Origin of the sequence: Puerhibacterium puerhi, from assembly GCF_009846865.1 — a bacterium.
Lineage (GTDB): Bacteria > Actinomycetota > Actinomycetes > Actinomycetales > Cellulomonadaceae > Puerhibacterium > Puerhibacterium puerhi.
This window is the reverse complement of the sequence record NZ_WUWN01000003.1, coordinates 137,747-155,669: the sequence shown is the minus strand read 5'-3', so window position 1 is coordinate 155,669 and position 17,923 is coordinate 137,747. Positions and strand designations below refer to the sequence as shown.

The window sequence follows — 17,923 nt, the reverse complement described above, 5'->3', positions numbered from 1 at the left end:
CGGACGGAGCACCACCATGAGCACCCCTGCAGCGGCTGCGTCGACGCAGCGCGTCGGCATCTCGACCATCACCTTCCGGTTCCGCCCCTTCGAGGAGGCCGTGCGGCTCATCGCCGCGACCGGCGCCGAGGAGGTCGACCTGGGCGCGCTGCCCGGCGTCTGCGACCACGTGCCGGTGCCCTTCACGGGTGACCCGCAGGACTACGTGGCCGAGCTGGAGCGCCACGGCCTGCGCGCCGGCGCGGTGAACGGCGACGTCGGCCCGCTGAACGACCCGGCGCTCGACGCCGAGACGCTCACGGCCACGGCCCTGCCGCTGGTGCGGCTCGCGGCCGCGACCGGCGGGGCGCTCATCCTGCCGGCCGGCGGGCAGTCCTGGGACCCGTACGTGGACGAGGCCGCCGACCTCGAGCGGATCGCGGCGAACCTGCGCCTCGTGTCGGCGCTGGCCGCCGAGCACGGGGTGCGCCTGCTGGCCGAGGTGCTCCACCACCGCCGCTTCGCCTGGTCGGCCGCGCGCGCCGACCGGGTGCTCGAGCTGCTCGGGCCGGACCAGATCGGCCTGCTGCTCGACACCTCGCACGTCGTCGCCTCCGACGAGGACCTCGTGGCCTGGGCCACCAAGCACGCGGCCCGCGTCGAGCGCGTCCACCTGCGCGACGCCGTGCCGGGCAACCTCAACCTCGGCATCGGCCGGGGCAAGGTCGACTTCCGCGGCACCATGGCAGCGCTCGAGGCGGCCGGCTTTGCGGGCACGTACGTGCTGGAGCTCGAGACCCACGACGTCGAGGAGCACGAGCGCGAGGCCGACGCCCAGCGCTCGTACGACGAGATGACCGCCCTGGTGGCGGAGGTGCAGCGATGACCCGCATCTACGCCGACCCGGCCGAGTTCGCCGCCGACGCCGTCACCGGCTTCGCCGACCTGCACGCCGACCTCGTGCGCGAGGTGCCCGGCGGCGTGGTGCGCCGGCGCCGCTCGCGCACGCCGAAGGTCGCCGTCGTCGTCGGCGGCGGGTCCGGCCACTACCCGGCGTTCATGGGCGTGGTGGGCCCGGGCTTCGCCGACGGCGCCGTCGTCGGCAACATCTTCACCTCGCCGTCCACGGCCCAGGCCTACTCGGTGGGCCGGCTCGCGAACAGCGGCCGCGGCGTGGTGTACACCTACGGCAACTACGCCGGCGACGTCATGAACTTCGGCCTGGCGGGCGAGCGCCTCGAGGCCGAGGGCATCCCGGCGCGTCAGCTGATCGTCACCGACGACGTCGCGTCGGCCGGGGCGGACGAGAAGCACCGCCGCCGCGGCATCGCGGGCGACTTCGTCGTCTTCAAGGTGCTGGGCGCCGCGGCCGAGCGCGGGCACGACCTCGACGAGGTCGTGCGCCTGGGGCAGCTGGCCAACGACCGCACGTTCACGCTCGGGCTGGCGTTCTCCGGGTGCACGTTCCCCGGCGCCGACACCCCGCACTTCACCGTTCCGGACGGCGCGGTCGGCCTCGGCCTGGGCATCCACGGCGAGCCGGGCCTCGAGGACATCGACTCGATGCCGGCGCCCGAGATGGCGCGGCTGCTCGTGGAGCGCCTGCTCGCCGAGCGCCCCGCCGACGCCGACGGCCGCGTGGCGGTGGTGCTCAACGGCCTGGGCTCCACCAAATACGAGGAGCTGTTCGTGCTGTGGGCGTCGGTGGCGCCGCTGCTGCGCGAGGCCGGGCTGACGATCGTCGCTCCGGAGGTCGGCGAGCTGGTCACCAGCCTGGACATGGGCGGCGTCTCGCTGACCCTGACCTGGCTGGACGACGAGCTCGAGGAGCTGTGGCTGGACCCCGCGGTGACCCCGGCGTGGCGCCGCGGCGCCGCGGCCGTCGAGGCCGGGGACGACGCCGACGAGGAGCTGGCGGACCTGACCGCCGAGGCCGTGCCGGCCGAGGGCGACGAGGGCTCGCGGGCCCTGGCCGCCGGCGTCGTCGCGGCCCTGGAGGCCGCGGCCGCGGTGATCCACGACGCCGAGCAGGAGCTCGGCCGGATCGACGCGGTGGCCGGCGACGGCGACCACGGGCGCGGCATGGTCCGCGGCATCGACCACGGGCTGGCCGCCGCCCGCCGCGCCGCCGAGGCCGGCTGGGGCGCGCGGGGCGTGCTGGAGGCCGCGGGCGACGCGTGGGCGGAGTTCGCCGGCGGCACGTCCGGCGTCCTGTGGGGCGCCGGCCTGCGCGCCGCCGGCGCTGTGCTCGGCAACGCCGGGCTGCCCGGGCCCGACGCCGCCGTGACCGCCACCCGCGCCTACCTCGACGCGCTGACCTCGCTCGGCAAGGCGCACGTGGGCGACAAGACGCTGCTCGATGCCGTCGTGCCGTTCGTCGAGGCGCTCGGGCGCGAGCTGGCCTCCGGGGCCGGCGGGCTGGCCGGCGCCTGGCGCCGGGCCGCCGAGGACGCCACCTGGGCCGCCGAGAAGACCGCCGAGCTGACGCCGCAGGTGGGCCGCGCCCGCCCGCTGGCGGCCCGCTCGGTGGGCACGCCGGACCCGGGCGCGGTGTCGTTCGCGCTGTGCGTCACCGCCGCGGCCGACGTCTTCGCCGCGCAGGCCCGCTGACCGAACCTCTGACATCGAGAGCGAAGGACCACGACATGGGATGGCGCATCGCCGTCGGCGCTGACTCCGCCGGCTACGAGTACAAGGAAGCGCTGAAGAAGCAGCTGCAGGACGACCCGCGCGTCGACGCGGTCGTCGACGTCGGCGTCGGCTCGGACGAGGACGTCGACTACCCGCACATCGGCGTCGCGGCCGGCCGCAAGGTCGCCGACGGCGAGGTGGACCGCGCGCTGCTGGTGTGCGGCACCGGCATCGGCGTCGCGATGGCGGCGAACACGGTGCCGGGCGTGCGCGCCTCGGTGGCGCACGACTCCTTCTCCGTCGAGCGCCTCGTGAAGTCGAACAACGCCCAGGTGCTGACGTTCGGCCAGCGCGTCATCGGGCTGGAGCTCGCCAAGCAGCTCGCGAGCCAGTGGCTGGACCACGTCTTCGACGAGACCTCCGCCTCGGCGGCGAAGGTGGCCGCGCTCGAGGAGTACGACCGCGCGGCGGGCGAGCGACAGGCCCCGGCCTGCTGACCTCCTCGCCGAGATAGAGACCCCTCGCGCCGAGATAGAGAGGTGTCCCGGCGAGATAGAGAGCCCCCTCTCTATCTCGGCGGGGCACCTCTCTATCTCGGCGGGTGCGGCGGTGCGCGGGCCGCGGTCGCCGTACGCTCCCGGCATGACGCTGGTGTCGTACAAGGACCTGTGCGTGGACGCCGTCGACGCCGACCTGCTGAGCCGGTGGTGGGGGCAGGTGCTGGGCCTGCGGCCCGAGCCGTTCGACCGCGGCGTCGTGCTGCGCGGCGACCGGCCCGAGCGCACGGTGTGGGTCAACGCGGTGCCCGAGCCCAAGACCGTCAAGCACCGCGTGCACCTGGACGTGCGGGCGGCCGCGCTTGACGACGTCGTCGGCCCGCGGCTGTCCGCGCCGGGGCGCTTCCCGTGGACCGTGGTGGCCGACCCCGAGGGCGGCGAGCTGTGCGTCTTCGAGCAGAGGCCCGTGGGCGACTACCGGCTCAAGGACGTCGTCGTCGACTGCGCCGACCCCGAGGCGGTGGCCCGGTTCTGGCAGGGGCTGCTCGGCGGTGAGCTCGGCCACGACGCCGAGCACGGCTGGTGGTGGCTCGACGGCGCCGCCGGCGTGCCGTTCGAGTCGTTCGACTTCGCGCCCGTGCCCGAGCCGAAGACCGTGAAGAACCGCGTGCACTGGGACGTGGACCTGCGCCCCGGGGTGACGGTCGCCGACCTGGTGTCCCGCGGCGCGCGCGTGCTGCGCGAGCCCGACGACGAGATCCGCTGGACCGTGATGGCGGACGTCGAGGGCAACGAGTTCTGCGTCTTCAGCCCGTCGGCCTGACGGGCGCCGGCTCCGGGACCGCAGGCTCCGGCGCGCGGCGCCGCGACCCGGCGGCGCCCAGCAGCACGCCGCCCACCACGAGCACGCCGCCGGCGATCTCCAGCAGCGAGGCGGTCTCGCCGAGCACCAGCCACGCCGTCGAGATGCCCACCACCGGCACGAGCATGGAGAACGGCGCGACGACGCCGGCCGGGTGCCGGGCCATGAGCCCGGTCCACACGCCCGAGCCCAGCACGGTGCCCACCAGCACCGTGTACGCCAGACCGACCAGGGCGACCACGCCGGAGCGCGAGCCCAGCGTGGCGAACGACTCCGCGATGCGGGCCGGACCCTCGGTGAGCAGGGACAGCGCCAGCATCGGCAGCGGCGGCACCACCGACATCCACAGGGTCAGGTGCAGGGGCTGCGACGGGCGCGCCTGCCGGCTGCAGAGGTTGCCGAAGGCCCAGCCGAGCGCCCCGGCCAGGGTCAGCAGGAACGGCAGCACCGCGGCGTGCTCGGCCCGCTCCCAGCCGACGACGGCGAGCCCGGCCGCCGCGACGAGGATCCCCACCAGGCGCCGGCCGCTGACCCGCTCGCGCAGGAGCACCGCGCCCAGCAGCACCGTGAACGGGGCCGACGCCTGCAGCACCAGCGAGGCCAGGCCGGCCGGCATCCCGGCGGCCATCCCCCAGTACAGGAACAGGAACTGCAGCGTGCCGAACCCCACGCCGTACCCGACCAGCCACCGCAGCGGCACGTCGGGCCGCGGCACCAGCAGGATCGTCGGCACGGCGATGAGGGCGAACCGCAGCGCCACGAGGAACATCGGCGGGAAGTGCCCCAGCGAGGCGTCGATGGCCAGGAAGTTCGCGCCCCACATCACCGCCACGGACACCGCCAGCAGCCGGTCGCGCAGCGGCATGGCGTCCCCGACGGCACCCCGGGCGGCCGGAGCCGCCGTCACAGCGCCATGGCCGTCAGCAAGCGCTGGACGCTGGAGCGCAGGCCCCACCGCTCGGTGAGCTGCTGCAGCGTCTCCGGGTCGGCGGGGGCCTGGGGCAGCGCGTCGTCGGCGTCGGGCAGCGGGGCGTCCCGCGCCACGCGCACGACGGCGGGCGCCACGGCGAGGTAGTCCGCGGCGTCGAGCAGCCGCTGCCGCTGGGTCTTCGTCAGGCGCGGGTCGCCGGCGTCGCGGGCGGCGAGCAGCGCCTCGAGCGAGCCGAACTCGGCGAGCAGCCTGGCCGCCGTCTTCTCGCCGATCCCGGGCACGCCGGGCAGCCCGTCGGAGGGGTCGCCGCGCAGCACGGCCATGTCGGCGTAGGCGTCGCCGTCCGCCACGCCGTACCTCTCGGCGAGGCGGGCCTGGTCCACGACGTCGGGGTCCCGCACGCCGCGCGCCGGGTACAGCACGCGCACGCCCGCGGCGTCGTCGACGAGCTGGAACAGGTCGCGGTCGCCGGTCATCACGCTCACCGGCCCGGTGCCCGCGGCGACGGCGCGCGTGGTCAGCGTGCCGATGACGTCGTCGGCCTCGTAGCCCGGCGCGCCGACGCGGGCGATGCCCAGGGCGGCGAGCACGTCGACGATCACAGCGATCTGGGGCACGAGCGCCTCGGGCACCTCCTCGACGTCGCGTCCGCCGGGACCGCCGCCGGGCTGCGCGACGCGGTGCGCCTTGTAGGACGGGATCGCCTCGACCCGCCAGGCCGGCCGCCAGTCGTCGTCCCAGCACGCCACGAGCCGGTCCGGGCCGTGCTCGGTGACGAGGAACGCGATGGTGTCGAGGAGGCCGCGCACGGCGTTGACCGGCTCGCCCCGGGGCGAGCGCAGCGAGTCCGGCACGCCGTGGAAGGCCCGGAAGTACAGGGACGCCGTGTCGAGCAGGAGGAGGCTCACGGGGACACTCTCGCACCCGGCGGTGACGCGGCGGCGGCACCCTGGGCGCGCGGCGCGTACGGCGGCCTCGGCGGCGGCCCCGGCCCCGCGTCCCGGTCGCCTCCACCTCAGGCCAGGAGGAGGACGATCCCCAGCCCGAGCGCCACGGCGGCCAGCGACAGCAGCAGGTTGGCCGCTGTCGTGGCGAGCGCGCGGCCGGGCCGCCCGCCCCGCAGCTGCGTCACCGCCTCGACAGTGGCCGTGGAGAAGGTGGTGAACCCGCCGCACAGGCCCGTCGCGAGCAGCAGGCGCCACGACTCCAGGCCGCCGCCGTCGGCGCCCACCGTGAGCACCAGCCCCGCCACCACGCCGATCACGAGGGACCCGACCGCGTTGACCGTGACCGTTCCCCACGGCAGGGCGGTGGTGCGGCGGGCCCTGATGGCGTCGGCGACGACGAACCGGGCCGCCGCGCCCACGCCGCCGCCGACGGCGACCAGCAGGAACGCGAGCGGGCCCGTCACGAGGCGCGCCCCGGGGCGTCGTCGGGCGCGTGCAGCAGCCGCGCGACGGGGCCGCGCGGCGTCCGCGCGCCGACGGCGACGCCGGCGAGCGCGGCGAGCGTGCCGAGCACCAGGGTGGCGGCGAGGTAGCCGACGGCGAGCGGGGCGGCGCCGTCGCGCAGCAGCTGGTCGGCCTCGAGCGCGAACGACGAGTACGTGGTGAACCCGCCGAGCACCCCGGTGCCGAGGGTCAGCCGCAGCCGCTGCAGGCGCCGCGTCTCGGGGCCGCGCCGGGCCACCGCCTCCAGCAGCAGGCCCAGCAGGAACGCCCCGACGACGTTGACGGCGAGGGTGCCGAGCGGCCAGCCGCCGGGCGCCGGCGTCGCCAGCGCGACGGCGTACCGCAGCACCGAGCCCACGGCGCCGCCGAGCGCCACCCAGCCGACCAGCCGCCAGTCGCGGTGCGGGGCGCGCGCCGACGGGACGACCCGTTCCCGGGGCTGCCGGGAGCGGGGGAGCGGCGCGGAGGTCACCGACCCATGGTACAGCACGCTGCCGTGCAGCACGCGCCGCGCGCCGCGCGCACCGCTGACCCGCCCGCGCGTCGGCCCCGCCGGGGCGGGCCCCGAGCGGCGCCGAGGCGCCCGTCAGCCCTCGGCGGGCAGGTGCTCCGGCAGGCCGAACCTCGGGAACCACGTCCCGGTGTCGAGGAACGTGGTGATCCCGGAGACCCGGCCGACCTCGTCACCCTCCAGCACCACCAGGCCCCAGGCGTGGTAGCCGCCACCGGGGGATGGTCGGTACTGCCCGAACGCCGGGGAGGCGTTCGCCCGCACGGGGACGCAGCGCGACCCGCGGCACTCCGCGCCGGGGCCGAGCATCCACGCGGCGATGTCCTCCTTGCCCTGGACCCACATCGTGTACGGCGGCATGTTCAGCACGGCGTCGTCACGCAGCAGCGCGACCAGCGCCTCCATGTCGTAGCGCTCGAAGGCGTCGAGGTAGCGCTCGAGCATCGCCTCCGCCCACGCGGCGCCCGGCCGGGCCGCCGGCGCGGCCGCGGCCTCCTCGCGCGACGGCGCCTTCTGCTCGAGCGTCGCCCGGGCGCGCTGGAGCGCGCTGTTCACCGCGGGCACCGACATCTCGAGCAGCCCGGCGACCTCGGCCGCCGACCAGCGCAGCACCTCGCGCAGCACGAGCACCGCCCGCTGGCGGGGCGGCAGGTACTGCAGCGCCGCGACGAAGGCCAGGCGGATCGACTCGCGGCCCACCGCCACCTGCGCGGGATCGCCCTCGCGCGGCAGCACGGCGTCGTCGGCCACGGGCTCGACCCAGCGCTCCTCCGGCAACGTCTCGCCGAAGCTCTCCTCCACCGGCTCGGCGGGCCCGCCCAGGCCCATGGGGCGCTCGCGGCGCGCGGCGGCGGAGCCGAGGTGGTCGAAGCAGACGTTGGTGGCGATCCGGTACAGCCACGAGCGCAGCGACGACCGGCCCTCGAACCGGTCGTAGGCGCGCCACGCCCGCAGCAGCGTCTCCTGGACGGCGTCGTCCGCCTCGAAGGCGCCGCCCAGCATGCGGTAGCAGTAGCCCCGCAGCTCGGTTCGGTAGGACTCCAGCGCGGCGGCGACGTCGTCGTCGGCGACCCGCGGCGCAGCGGTGGCCTGAGTCATGCCTCACACGCTACGCGGAGGGTCCGACGAACGGCAGGGGCCGTGCGCCCGGTCAACCGTCCCGCCGGCCGCGCGCCGGGGCCTGGCGGCGCCGCCCGCGCCCGGCGCGCGCGGTCACGCCTCGGCGCCTACCGGCGCCGGCGCGGTGTCGAGCTCGAACCAGACGGTCTTGCCGGGGGGAGCGACGGCATCGCCACCGACGCCGTTTTCACCCGTGCCGCGCGCGACGTCGTCACCCGCGCGGCGGGCACCGTCCGCGCCCGGCGCCCCGACGCCGTCGTGCACCTCCACGCCCCAGCGCGCCGAGAGCCGCGCGAGGAACTGCACACCGCGGCCGGACAGCTCGGTGGGTGCGGGGTGGCGCACCACGGGCAGCGCGCCGGAGCCGTCGCGCACGGCGATCCGCAGCGCCGCGCACGTGACCTCCACGGTCACGGTGACCGGCGGCGCGCCGTGCTCGAGCGCGTTCGTCACCAGCTCGCTGGTCAGCAGTACCGCGGTGTGCCGCTCGCGGGCGCCGACGCCCGACGTCTCGAGCACGTCGTCGACCCACCGCCGGGCGGGCCCGAGGTCGTCCAGGTGCGGGGCGACCTGCCGCACCGCCCGCACCGGGCCGACGGACGGCTGCACGCCCGCGGGCGCGGTGACGCGGGCGCGGACGGCGAGCACCGCGACGTCGTCGCGCTGCGGCCCGGTGACGAGGCGGCGCACGAGCGTCGGCGGCAGCGTCGAGGTCGGTGCGCCGCGCGTCGCCGCCAGCGCGCGGGCGAGCTCGGCGATCCGGTCGGCGAGCAGCAGGCCGCGCCGCTCGACCAGCCCGTCCGTGTACAGCAGCAGCGTCTCGCCGGGACCGAGGGTCGCGGTGTGGTCGTGCCGCTCGGTCGCGGGCGCGACGCCGAGAAGCAGGTCCGGGCGGGCGTCGAGCCGCTCCACGCTCCCGTCGCGGCGCAGCACCAGCGGCGGCGGGTGGCCCGCGTTCGACCAGGTGACGACGTAGGAGCCGGGCTCCGCGGCGGTCTCGGCGTGCTCGCCGCGGGCCGGCAGCCGCTCGAGGCGTACGACGACGGCGCTGGCGCCGGCGCCCGGGCCGAGCCGGTGGTTGGCGCGGTCCAGCAGCGTCAGCAGCGCCGACGGCAGCTCGTCGTGGCTCCACGCCAGCGCCCGCAGCATCGAGCGCAGCTGGCCCATCTGCGCCGCCGCGGCCATGTCGTGGCCCGTGACGTCGCCGATCATCAGCACGGTGGTGTCCTCGTCGATCGCCACGGCGTCGTACCAGTCGCCGCCCACCTGGTCGGTGCGCGTGGCGGGCACGTACGTCGAGGCGATGTCGAGGTGCGGCACGGCGGGCGGCGCCGTCAGCAGCGCCTCCTGCAGCGTGGTGGCCACGTGCCGGCGCTCCTCGAGCAGCGCCACGCGGTCGAGCGCGTGCGCCACGTACTGCGCCAGCGTGGTCTCCAGCGCAGCGGTGTCCGGGTCCTGCTCGCGCTCGTCGTCCCAGCCGGTCACGATCACGCCGACGACCAGGCCGCGGGCGACCACCGGCAACAACGACCACGCCCCGCCGGTGCTCACCTGGGGCGCCACCGTCGGGAACGCCGCGGCGAGCTCCGCGTGGTCGCGGAAGTACAGCGGCCGCGCGGTCCGGACCACCTGGGCGAGCGGCCGGGGGTCGTCGATCCGGGCCGGCGCCATCGAGGCCGACAGGTAGGGGTCCTGCGGTCCCGGGGAGACGTACGCGATGCGCCGCCGGTCGCCGTCGACCAGCGCCAGCGACGACCAGCGCGCGCCGGCCCCGGTGCGCAGGATCTCCCCGATGCGCTCCTCGACCTGCGCCGCGCTGATGGCGTCGGCGAACGCCTCGGACAGGCTCAGCAGCAGCTGGGAGCGCCGCTGCGCCCGCCGGGCGGCGCGCTCGGCCGCCTGCGCCCGCTCCCGCTCGGTGCGCAGGCGGATCTCGCCGCTGCACGTGGCGGCCAGGTCGGCGAGCGTCGCGAGGTCCGCGTCCGTCCATGCCCGCGGGCGGTCGTCGACGGCGAACAGCGCGCCCACCGCGCCGGTGCCCGCCCCGTGCAGGGGGTAGGCGGCCACGGCCGCGACCGGGCACTCGACCAGGCCCGTCACGGACGGCGCGTCGGCGTCGCCGGCGGTGTCGGGCAGCACGAGCGGGCCGGAGTCGATCACCCGGCGGGTCAGCGGCTGCGGCACCTCCGTGCGGCGGGCGGCCTGCACGTCCGCCGCGAGGCCGAGCGCCCCCGGCAGGACGGTGCCGCCGGGCGCCAGCACGGAGACGAAGGCCGCCGGGACCCCGAGGTGGCGGTGCACGAGCCGCGCCACCCGGTCGAAGGCCTCGTCGGCAGCAGAGAGCCCCGGGCGGGGCTGGCGGGCAGCCTGCACGTCGGGAGCCATTGGCTCAGTAAAAGCCACGACGCCCCCGCAGTTCCAGGTGCAGTTCCGGAGGCGTCGCCGAGTTCGCCCGTCCGGCGGGCGTCAGGCGCGCGCCCGGCTGGCGGTCAGGCCCGCAGCAGCCCGCGGCGGTGCGCGACGGCGACGGCCTCGGCCCGCCCGGACACGCCGAGCTTCGCGAGCAGGTTCGACACGTGGACGCTCACCGTCTTGGTGGAGATGTACAGGCGCTCGCCGATCTGCCGGTTGCTCAGGCCCTGGGCCACGAGCTCGAGCACCTCCTCCTCGCGGTCGGTGAGCGGCGACGGGCCCTCGCGGCGCACGCCGGGCAGCGGCATGCGCGCGCGCCGCGCCCACGCCCGCACGGCGGCGGCCAGCGGCGCGGCGCCCATGGCGTCGGCCTCGGTCAGCGCCTCGGCCGCCTCCACCTCGGCCGCGCCGGCGTCGCCGGAGGCGTGCAGCGCCTGCGCCCACCGGAAGCGGGTGCGCGCGACCTCGTAGCGGTAGCCGAAGTCGAACTCCCGCAGCGTCGCCTCCCAGATCGCCGGGTCGGGCGCGGCCTCGCCGACGGCGGCGCGCAGCCGGGAGTGCTCCGCCTCGGCGCGCAGCAGCCAGGCGCGGCCCTCGGGGCCCATGCGCCCGCCGCGGGGCCTGCCGCGCTCGGCGGTCGTGTGCGCGAGCCGCAGCAGCTCGTCGCCCTGCGCCAGCAGCGCCGGGCGGGCTGCCTCGTCGGCGCCGACCGCCTCGGCGGCCTCGGCCAGCGCCGCGATCGCCAGCGCGCAGATCCAGATGCGGCCCAGGAAGAACTCCCACCACACGCGGCCCAGGTGGTCGGTGAGCTCGACGGCGGCGGCGACGGCGTCGCCGTAGCGGCCCGCCCACGTCAGCGCGTCGACGTGGGTGCCGCCGGCGTACAGCGCCAGCGACCCGTCGGTCTCCCAGTGCGCGCGCAGCGCCTCGGCGCGCTGCACGACGTCGTCGTCGCCCCGCGCGACGGCGGCGTACATGCCCGCGGCGAGGACCGCGGGCAGCGCCGGGGCGGGGACGTCGTCGGGCGCGGGCCGCACGGCGAGGTCGCCGCGCACGAACCGCACGATCTCCGCGAGCTGGTGCAGCGAGACGCCGTACGGGCTCCAGGCCAGGCCTGTCGCCCGGGCGCGGTCCAGCGCCTCGTGCAGCAGCCGCTCGGCCGTGGGCAGGTCGCCCGCGTAGTAGTAGGTGGTCATGAGGTTGAACGCCGAGCGCAGCTCGGTGAGCAGGTCGCCGGCGTCTGCAGCGCGCCGGGCCGCCTGGCGCAGGACGTCGGCGGCGGCCGCGTGGTCGTCGACCTCGAGGACGGCCAGCGTGGTCAGCGCGTCGGCCTCGGCCTCGGGGGCGTCGGCCGCCCGCCCGGTCGCGACGGCGCGGGCGGCGACCGCGCGGGCGCGGTCGTCCTCGTCGAGCTCCAGCAGCGTGCGGGCCAGCAGCGAGAGGGCGTGCGCCAGCGCGGGCGACGGGCCGTCGCCGTCGAGCTGCTCGACGGCGAGGGTGGCCTGCTCGTGCGCCGCGACGGTGATGTCCAGGTCGAGCAGGCAGCGCGCGAGCACGTTGCGCGCCGTCGCCTGGCGCGCCGGGTCGTCCTCGAGCGCGCCGACCGCGAGCCGCGCGAGCTGCTCGGCGCGCGTCCGGTGCCCGGCGCGGCTGGCGGCGTCGCTCGCGGCGAGCGTCACCGCGACGCGGTCGGTGCCCACCCGCGCCGCGGCGTCGGGCACGGAGTCCCACAGGTCCAGCACCTGCTCCAGGTGGCGCATCTGCTCGTCCGGCGCGAGCAGCCGCGCCGCCCGGGTCGCGGCCTCGTACGACGCCGCGAGCGCCGCCGGCAGGTCGTGCCCGCGCAGCGCGTGGTGCGCCCGCTGCGCGGGGCTGCCGAGGCCGGGGGCCTCGTCGAGCGCGGCGAGGTAGGCGCGGTGCAGCGCGGCCTGCTCGCCGGGCAGCAGGTCGAGGTAGAGCGCCTCGGCGAGCAGCGCGTGCCGGAACGCGAGGTTCTCGCCCTCGACGACGAGCACCTGCCGGGCCACGGCCTCGCGCAGGGCGGCGTCGAGCACCGCCGGGTCGGCGAGCGCTCGGGTGCGGGCCGCCGCGGCCCGCAGGGCGTCCTCGCGCACCTGCCGGCCGGCGACGGACGCCACGCGCGCCACCTCCTGCACGGCCGGGTCCAGCCGCTGCAGCCGGGCGTGCAGCACGTCCGTCAGCGACCACGGCAGGCCGGCGGACGGCACGCCGGCGCTGACGAGCTCCTCGGCGAAGAACGCGTTGCCCTCGCTGCGCCGCAGCACCTGGTCGAACTCGTCGTCGGGCAGCGGCGCCTCGGCCAGGGCGGTGGTGAACGCGCGCAGCTCGTCGGCGGTGAACGGCGCCAGCTCGACGTGCTCGACGGCGGACATCCGGTGCAGCTCCGCCAGCAGCGGCCGCAGGGGGTGGCGCCGGTCCAGGTCGTCGCTGCGGTAGGTGCCGACCACCAGCAGGTGCTCGCCGCGCAGCCGGGCGACGAGGAACCGCAGCACGTCGCGGGTCGACGGCTCGGCCCAGTGCAGGTCCTCGAGCACGAGGACGAGCGGGGCGCCCGGCGCGCCCGCCGCGGCGAGGCAGCAGGCGATGCCGTCGAAGAGCTGCAGGCGCTCCGCCTGGTCGGCGCTCGAGCCGCCGGCCGGGGCGGGCGCGGACGCCGGGTCGAGCAGCCGGGCCAGGGCCGGGCGCTCGCGCACCGCGGCGTCCACCGCGCCGCCCGGTGCGCGCAGCAGGCTCAGCGCCTCCGCGAAGGGCAGGTACGGGATGCCCACCTCGCCGAGGTCCACGCAGTGCGCCACGACGACGCGCGCCCCGGCCGCCTCGGCCGTGCGGGCCAGGTCCGTCACGAGGCGGGTCTTGCCGACGCCGGCGTCGCCGCCGACGAGGAGCACCCCGGGGCGCCCGTCGGCGGCGCGCTCGAGCGCGCGGCGGAAGGTCGCCACCTGGTCCTGGCGACCGACGAGGGGGACGGACGTGGATCGGCGCACCTGCCGATCGTCCCACCCGCCACCCACGCGCGTCGCCGTCTTTCGCGGGGGTGCCGACGGCGCCGCGTCGGTGGCGGCGGTCGGGCCGCCGGCCGCCCGCGTGCCGTGCACCGGCACCCCCGCGCTCATCGGCCGGTCGCGCGGCGGGCGTCCTCGGGCCGCGCCCCGTCCAGGCCACGCTCGATCTCCGCGGCACGTCGCGCCACGTACTCGTCCCACGAGCCGTCGTGCTGGGCGGTGACGCCGTCGAGCGTGTCGCCGACGCGGGAGACGCCCTCGCCGACCCACGCCGTGCCCCGCACCCACAGGTCCCACCACTGGCGCGCGGCGGCGCGCACCCAGCTCTCGCGGCGCCCGCCTCGCGCTCCGCCGGCGTACGCCCGCTGCGCCTGCTCGGCCCGGTACGCCACCTCGGCGTCGGTGCTCGGGTCCCACGTGCTGCTCGTCATGACCGCTCCCTCGTCCTCGCGCCGCGTCGGCGCCTCGTGCATCCCTCGATGCGCTCCACGCTCGCGGTAAGGCACCGGGTGGCGGCATCGGGCGATCGACCGTTCCTGGGGCGTCGGCCCACCTCAGACGGCCACCGGGCACCTCAGAGCGGGGGCGCGGCGCCTCAGGGCCGGGGGCGCGGCGCCTCAGTGGCGGGGGCGCGGCGTCCCGGTGCCGGGGGCGCGGCGGCCCAGTGCCGTGGGCAGCGCCGTGCGGCGCCGTCCGCGGCCGGCCCCGCGCGAGGCCTCCGGTCCGTTCGGTGATTCGCTGGCTGATCGGCGATCCGGATCGCCGATCAGCCAACGAATCACCGAACAGTCGCCCTTCGTCGACCTCCGGCCCGCACCCGCGCGGACGCGGCACGGGGGTGGACCCCGCGACGACCCGCCCGTCGCCGGCCGGCGAGAGTTCACCCGCCACGGGTAGCCGTGGGCGGCCCCCGGGCGCCGCTTATCCGTTGCGGCGTGCGTCACACCGCGCGCACACTGGAGTAGCTGCCGACGAAGTGCAGAGCCGAACCCGAACCGGGGGTGGACCGTGGCTGGAGACGACACGCTCGACGTCCTGCCGATGCTGGGACGCGGCAAGCACCGGAACCCGAAGAAAGGCGCCTGCTTCATGGAGCTGGCGTCGTATCTCGCAGGCGAACGCTGGAGCGACCACCCGCAGTGCACGCACCCGCTGCTGGCCATGCTCGCGCGTGCGGTGAACGACCTGACCAGCGACGAGAAGCGCCCGCGCCTGGCGCCGCTGATCCCGTCGGTCATCGGGCTCGCCAGCGACGACCCGCGCTGGGACGTGCGCATCGCCCTGCGCGCCGCGCAGACCGCCCTGCCCGTGGCGCCGGCCGACCGCCAGCAGACGCTCGCCGTGGCCATCTACGGGTCGGAGCGCATGCTCGACGTGCTGGAGGGACGCCCGCTGGGCACGCTCGCCCCGGAGTCCGTCGCGGCGCTCGCGACCGTGCCCCGCACGGCGGAGTGGGCGCAGAAGTTCTGCGAGGGCACGCACGTGAAGCCCAAGCGGTTCGTGCGCGACGCCGCCCCGTCGGTGGTGTCCACGGCCGTGCAGGGCATCGCCGAGGCCTTCGTCCCCGACTGCGACGACCGGCTGCGCGAGCTGCTGGAGGCCACGATCGCGGACGCTCGTGTCTGGGCCGGGCGCATCGACGAGGACGCCCCGCCGCTGGACCGTGGCCGCTGGGAGCCGGTGGTCAAGGCCGTACCCCTGGCCAGCGCCTGAGCCTCGCGTCGCCGAGCAGCTCCGCGCTGACGGCACCGCCGGTGCCGCGTCGCCCCCCGGGTGGCGCGGCACCGGCGCGTCCACCGCGAGGAGGCGGCGCGCGGGCGACGTGGCGTCGGGTGAAAGCCCTGTGGACGCCGCGGAGAGGACCGCGCGGCCTGCCCCACGCCGTCGGCGGCCTCCGATAGCCTCCCGGCCGTGCCCACTGTGACCCGTGCCACCCGATCCCCGGGGCGTCGTGCCCCGTCGGTGACCTCCCGGGTGCTGCCCCGCGCCCGCCGCCGCCTCGCGCTGCTGGTCGTCCCCGCGCTCGCGCTGCCGCTGGCCGCCTGCACGCCCGACGTGCCACCGGCGCAGGACGCCGCCGACGAGCTCGTCGGGGCGCTGCGGGCCGGCGACCTCAGCGGCGTCGAGCTCACCACGGAGACGTCGTCGGACCCGCAGACGCAGCTGACCGAGGTGCTCGCGCCGCTGCTCGAGGCGTCCGGCAGCGAGGAGGCGGGCGTCGAGCTGGAGAAGGTGTCGGTGGACGACGACGGCGACGACGCCGGCAAGCGGGCCACCGCCACGCTCGCGTGGACGTGGGACCTGGGCGGCGACGCCGAGTGGACCTACCTCACGAGCGCCGAGATGACCTACGAGGAGGGCGCGGAGGGGTCCGACGAGCAGGGTGACTGGTCGGTGGCGTGGACGCCGGCGATCCTCGCGCCCGAGCTCGAGGGCGGAGAGCGGCTCACGGTGAGCCGCGTGCAGGCCGACCGGGCGGACATCCTGGACGGCGCCGGCCAGCCGATCGTCACCGCGCGCGACGTGTGGCGCCTGGGCATCGACAAGACGCGCGTCGGGTCGGACGCGTGGGCGTCGTCGGCCACGGCGCTCGCGGAGCTGGTCTCCGCCGGCGGCACGCCCATGGACCCGGCCGCGTACGCCGAGAAGGTCGCCGGCGCGGGGGAGAAGGCGTTCGTCGAGGCGATCACGGTGCGCCGGGAGGCGCCGGTGGTCGACGTCGCGGCCGCCACCGCCATCCCGGGCGTCCTGGCCGTCGAGGACACCATGGAGCTGGCGCCGACCTCCACGTTCGCCCGGCCGGTGCTCGGGCGCGCCGGGGAGGCGACCGCGGAGATCGTCGAGGAGTCCGGCGGCCGCGTCGTGGCCGGGGACGTCACCGGGCTGTCCGGCCTGCAGCGGCAGTACGACGAGCAGCTCGCCGGCACGCCCGGCGTCGTCGTCACCGCGCAGTCCGAGGGCGGCGAGCCGCGCGAGCTGTACCGGCAGGAGGCCCAGGCGGGGACGCCGCTGCAGACCACGCTCGACGTCGGCCTGCAGCAGCGCGCCGAGCAGGTGCTGGCCGACCAGGAGCCGGCGAGCGCCATCGTCGCGGTCCGGCCGTCGACGGGCGAGGTGCTGGCCGCGGCCTCGGGCCCGGGCAGCGAGGGCTACAACACCGCCATGCTGGGCAAGTACGCGCCCGGCTCCACCTTCAAGGTGGTCGACGCGTTGGCGTTCGGCCGGGCGGGCATCGCCCCCGACACCACCGTGACCTGCCCGGAGACCATCACCGTGGGCGGGCGCCGGTTCGCCAACGTGCCCGAGTACCCCGCGTCGGCCACGGGCGAGGTGCCCTTCCGCACCGCGTTCGCGCACTCGTGCAACACGGCGATGATCGGCCAGCACGAGCGCGTCTCGCAGCAGGAGCTGCACGACGCCGCCGCGGACCTCGGCCTCGGCGTGGAGTCGGCGCTCGGCGCGCCGGCGTTCTTCGGCAACGTGCCCACCGACGCGGACCCGACCCAGCACGCGGCGAGCCTCATCGGCCAGGACCGGATCGAGGTCTCGCCGCTGACGATGGCCACGGTCGCCGCGAGCGTGGCCGCCGGGCACCGCGTCGAGCCGGTGCTGGTCCAGCCCGTGGCGGCCGGCGGTGCGGAGGGCGAGGAGTCCGGCGAGGCGCCCGACGCGGGCGCGTCGGCGGCGCCCGCGGCCGCCTCGGCGGGCGCGTCGGCGGACGCGTCCGCGGACCCGGACGCGCCGGCGTCGGCCTCCGCCAGCCCGGCCCCGGAGTCGAAGCTCACCGAGGAGGAGGCCGCGACGCTGCGGGACCTCATGCACGCCGTCGTCACGGACGGCAGCGCGAGCGCGCTGCAGGACGTGCCCGACATCGTGGGCGCCAAGACCGGCACCGCCCAGTACGGGGCCGACGGCGCGCAGCAGCACACCTGGATGATCGCGATCGCCGGCGACCTGGCAGTCGCGGTGTTCGTCGAGACCGGCGAGCGCGGGTCGACGACGTCGGGCCCGTTGATGCACGCATTCCTCACCGGCTCCTGACCCCGCGGCCGCCGCGCCGACCCTGACGCCCTTCGGCGCAGGCGCAGGCGCAGCCGCAGGCGCCGGCCCCGCACCTCGCGGCTCAGCGCTGCGGCGGCTCCGGCCGCAGCACCGCGAGCCGCGTGCGGTACTCGGCCTCGTCGATCTCGCCGCGGGCGTACCGCTCGCCCAGGATGGCGACGGGGTCGGGCCCCGACCCCCGGTGCGGGCCGTTCGGGCCCCACGCGGCCCAGCCGCGGCGGGCGCGGCGCGCGATCAGGAAGACCACCGTCGCGAACAGCAGGAACCACAGGATCGGGAAGACGATCCACCAGCCGGGCCCGCCGCCCTGGGCGGCGTACCAGCCGGGGTGCGCCACGAGCGTGGCGACGTCGGTGGTGAGCATGACGACCTCCTCGGTGCGGCCGACCGTCGGCCGCACCACCCACCCTGGTCGGCGGCGGTCGGCACGTCGTCGGCCCCGCGT

At 77.2% G+C, this 17,923-nt stretch carries 15 protein-coding genes; 6 read left to right on the top strand and 9 right to left on the bottom strand.

Going from position 1 to position 17,923, the window contains the following annotated elements; genetic code table 11:
- Nucleotides 1-16 precede the first annotated feature (16 nt).
- From GSF02_RS03380 to GSF02_RS03365, 4 genes are all read left to right on the top strand, one after another.
- The gene (locus tag GSF02_RS03380; protein WP_159792734.1) at nucleotides 17-865 is read left to right on the top strand and encodes a sugar phosphate isomerase/epimerase family protein; all 849 of its coding nucleotides are present in this window, start codon (nucleotides 17-19) and stop codon (nucleotides 863-865) included.
- A complete protein-coding gene (locus GSF02_RS03375) occupies nucleotides 862-2,589 on the top strand; it encodes a dihydroxyacetone kinase family protein (RefSeq protein ID WP_159792732.1) in 1,728 nt (575 codons plus the stop codon). Before GSF02_RS03380 ends, GSF02_RS03375 begins: the two co-directional genes overlap by 4 nt.
- 35 nt (nucleotides 2,590-2,624) lie before the next feature.
- A complete protein-coding gene (locus GSF02_RS03370; RefSeq protein WP_159792730.1) occupies nucleotides 2,625-3,107 on the top strand; it encodes a ribose-5-phosphate isomerase in 483 nt (160 codons plus the stop codon).
- 145 nt (nucleotides 3,108-3,252) lie between these two features.
- A complete protein-coding gene (locus GSF02_RS03365; protein ID WP_159792728.1) occupies nucleotides 3,253-3,930 on the top strand; it encodes a VOC family protein in 678 nt (225 codons plus the stop codon).
- Here GSF02_RS03365 and GSF02_RS03360 read toward each other — a convergent pair.
- From GSF02_RS03360 to GSF02_RS03325, 8 genes are all read right to left on the bottom strand, one after another.
- The gene (locus GSF02_RS03360) at nucleotides 3,914-4,834 is read right to left on the bottom strand and encodes an EamA family transporter (RefSeq protein ID WP_159792726.1); all 921 of its coding nucleotides are present in this window, start codon (nucleotides 4,832-4,834) and stop codon (nucleotides 3,914-3,916) included. The two genes, GSF02_RS03365 and GSF02_RS03360, sit on opposite strands and share 17 nt — an antisense overlap.
- A 38-nt stretch (nucleotides 4,835-4,872) precedes the next feature.
- Nucleotides 4,873-5,808 (bottom strand): 5'-3' exonuclease, encoded by a 936-nt coding sequence (locus GSF02_RS03355; protein ID WP_159792724.1) that lies wholly within the window; start codon nucleotides 5,806-5,808, stop codon nucleotides 4,873-4,875.
- A gap of 107 nt (nucleotides 5,809-5,915) precedes the next feature.
- Entirely contained in the window at nucleotides 5,916-6,311 is a 396-nt protein-coding gene (gene crcB / locus GSF02_RS03350; protein ID WP_159792722.1) for a fluoride efflux transporter CrcB, read from the bottom strand.
- Nucleotides 6,308-6,823, bottom strand: a complete 516-nt coding sequence (locus GSF02_RS03345; RefSeq protein WP_159792720.1) for a fluoride efflux transporter FluC — start codon at nucleotides 6,821-6,823, stop codon at nucleotides 6,308-6,310. Before GSF02_RS03345 ends, crcB begins: the two co-directional genes overlap by 4 nt.
- 114 nt (nucleotides 6,824-6,937) lie before the next feature.
- A complete protein-coding gene (locus GSF02_RS03340) occupies nucleotides 6,938-7,960 on the bottom strand; it encodes a sigma-70 family RNA polymerase sigma factor (RefSeq protein ID WP_159792718.1) in 1,023 nt (340 codons plus the stop codon).
- A gap of 114 nt (nucleotides 7,961-8,074) precedes the next feature.
- Nucleotides 8,075-10,366, bottom strand: coding sequence for a SpoIIE family protein phosphatase (locus GSF02_RS03335; protein ID WP_159792716.1), 2,292 nt, complete (start codon nucleotides 10,364-10,366; stop codon nucleotides 8,075-8,077).
- A gap of 104 nt (nucleotides 10,367-10,470) precedes the next feature.
- Nucleotides 10,471-13,398 carry an ATP-binding protein gene (locus tag GSF02_RS19060; RefSeq protein ID WP_328798992.1) on the bottom strand — a complete coding sequence of 976 codons (2,928 nt, stop codon included), beginning with the start codon at nucleotides 13,396-13,398 and terminating at the stop codon, nucleotides 10,471-10,473.
- A 125-nt stretch (nucleotides 13,399-13,523) separates the two neighbouring features.
- Nucleotides 13,524-13,847, bottom strand: a complete 324-nt coding sequence (locus tag GSF02_RS03325) for a hypothetical protein (RefSeq protein ID WP_159792712.1) — start codon at nucleotides 13,845-13,847, stop codon at nucleotides 13,524-13,526.
- 577 nt (nucleotides 13,848-14,424) lie between these two features.
- Here GSF02_RS03325 and GSF02_RS03320 point away from each other — a divergent pair.
- Nucleotides 14,425-15,129 (top strand): hypothetical protein, encoded by a 705-nt coding sequence (locus GSF02_RS03320; protein ID WP_235915332.1) that lies wholly within the window; start codon nucleotides 14,425-14,427, stop codon nucleotides 15,127-15,129.
- A gap of 198 nt (nucleotides 15,130-15,327) precedes the next feature.
- Nucleotides 15,328-17,457, top strand: a complete 2,130-nt coding sequence (locus GSF02_RS03315; protein WP_235915331.1) for a penicillin-binding transpeptidase domain-containing protein — start codon at nucleotides 15,328-15,330, stop codon at nucleotides 17,455-17,457.
- 82 nt (nucleotides 17,458-17,539) lie between these two features.
- On the opposite strand, the gene GSF02_RS03310 is transcribed toward GSF02_RS03315, so the two are convergent.
- A complete protein-coding gene (locus tag GSF02_RS03310; RefSeq protein WP_159792710.1) occupies nucleotides 17,540-17,842 on the bottom strand; it encodes an SHOCT domain-containing protein in 303 nt (100 codons plus the stop codon).
- Nucleotides 17,843-17,923 lie beyond the last annotated feature (81 nt).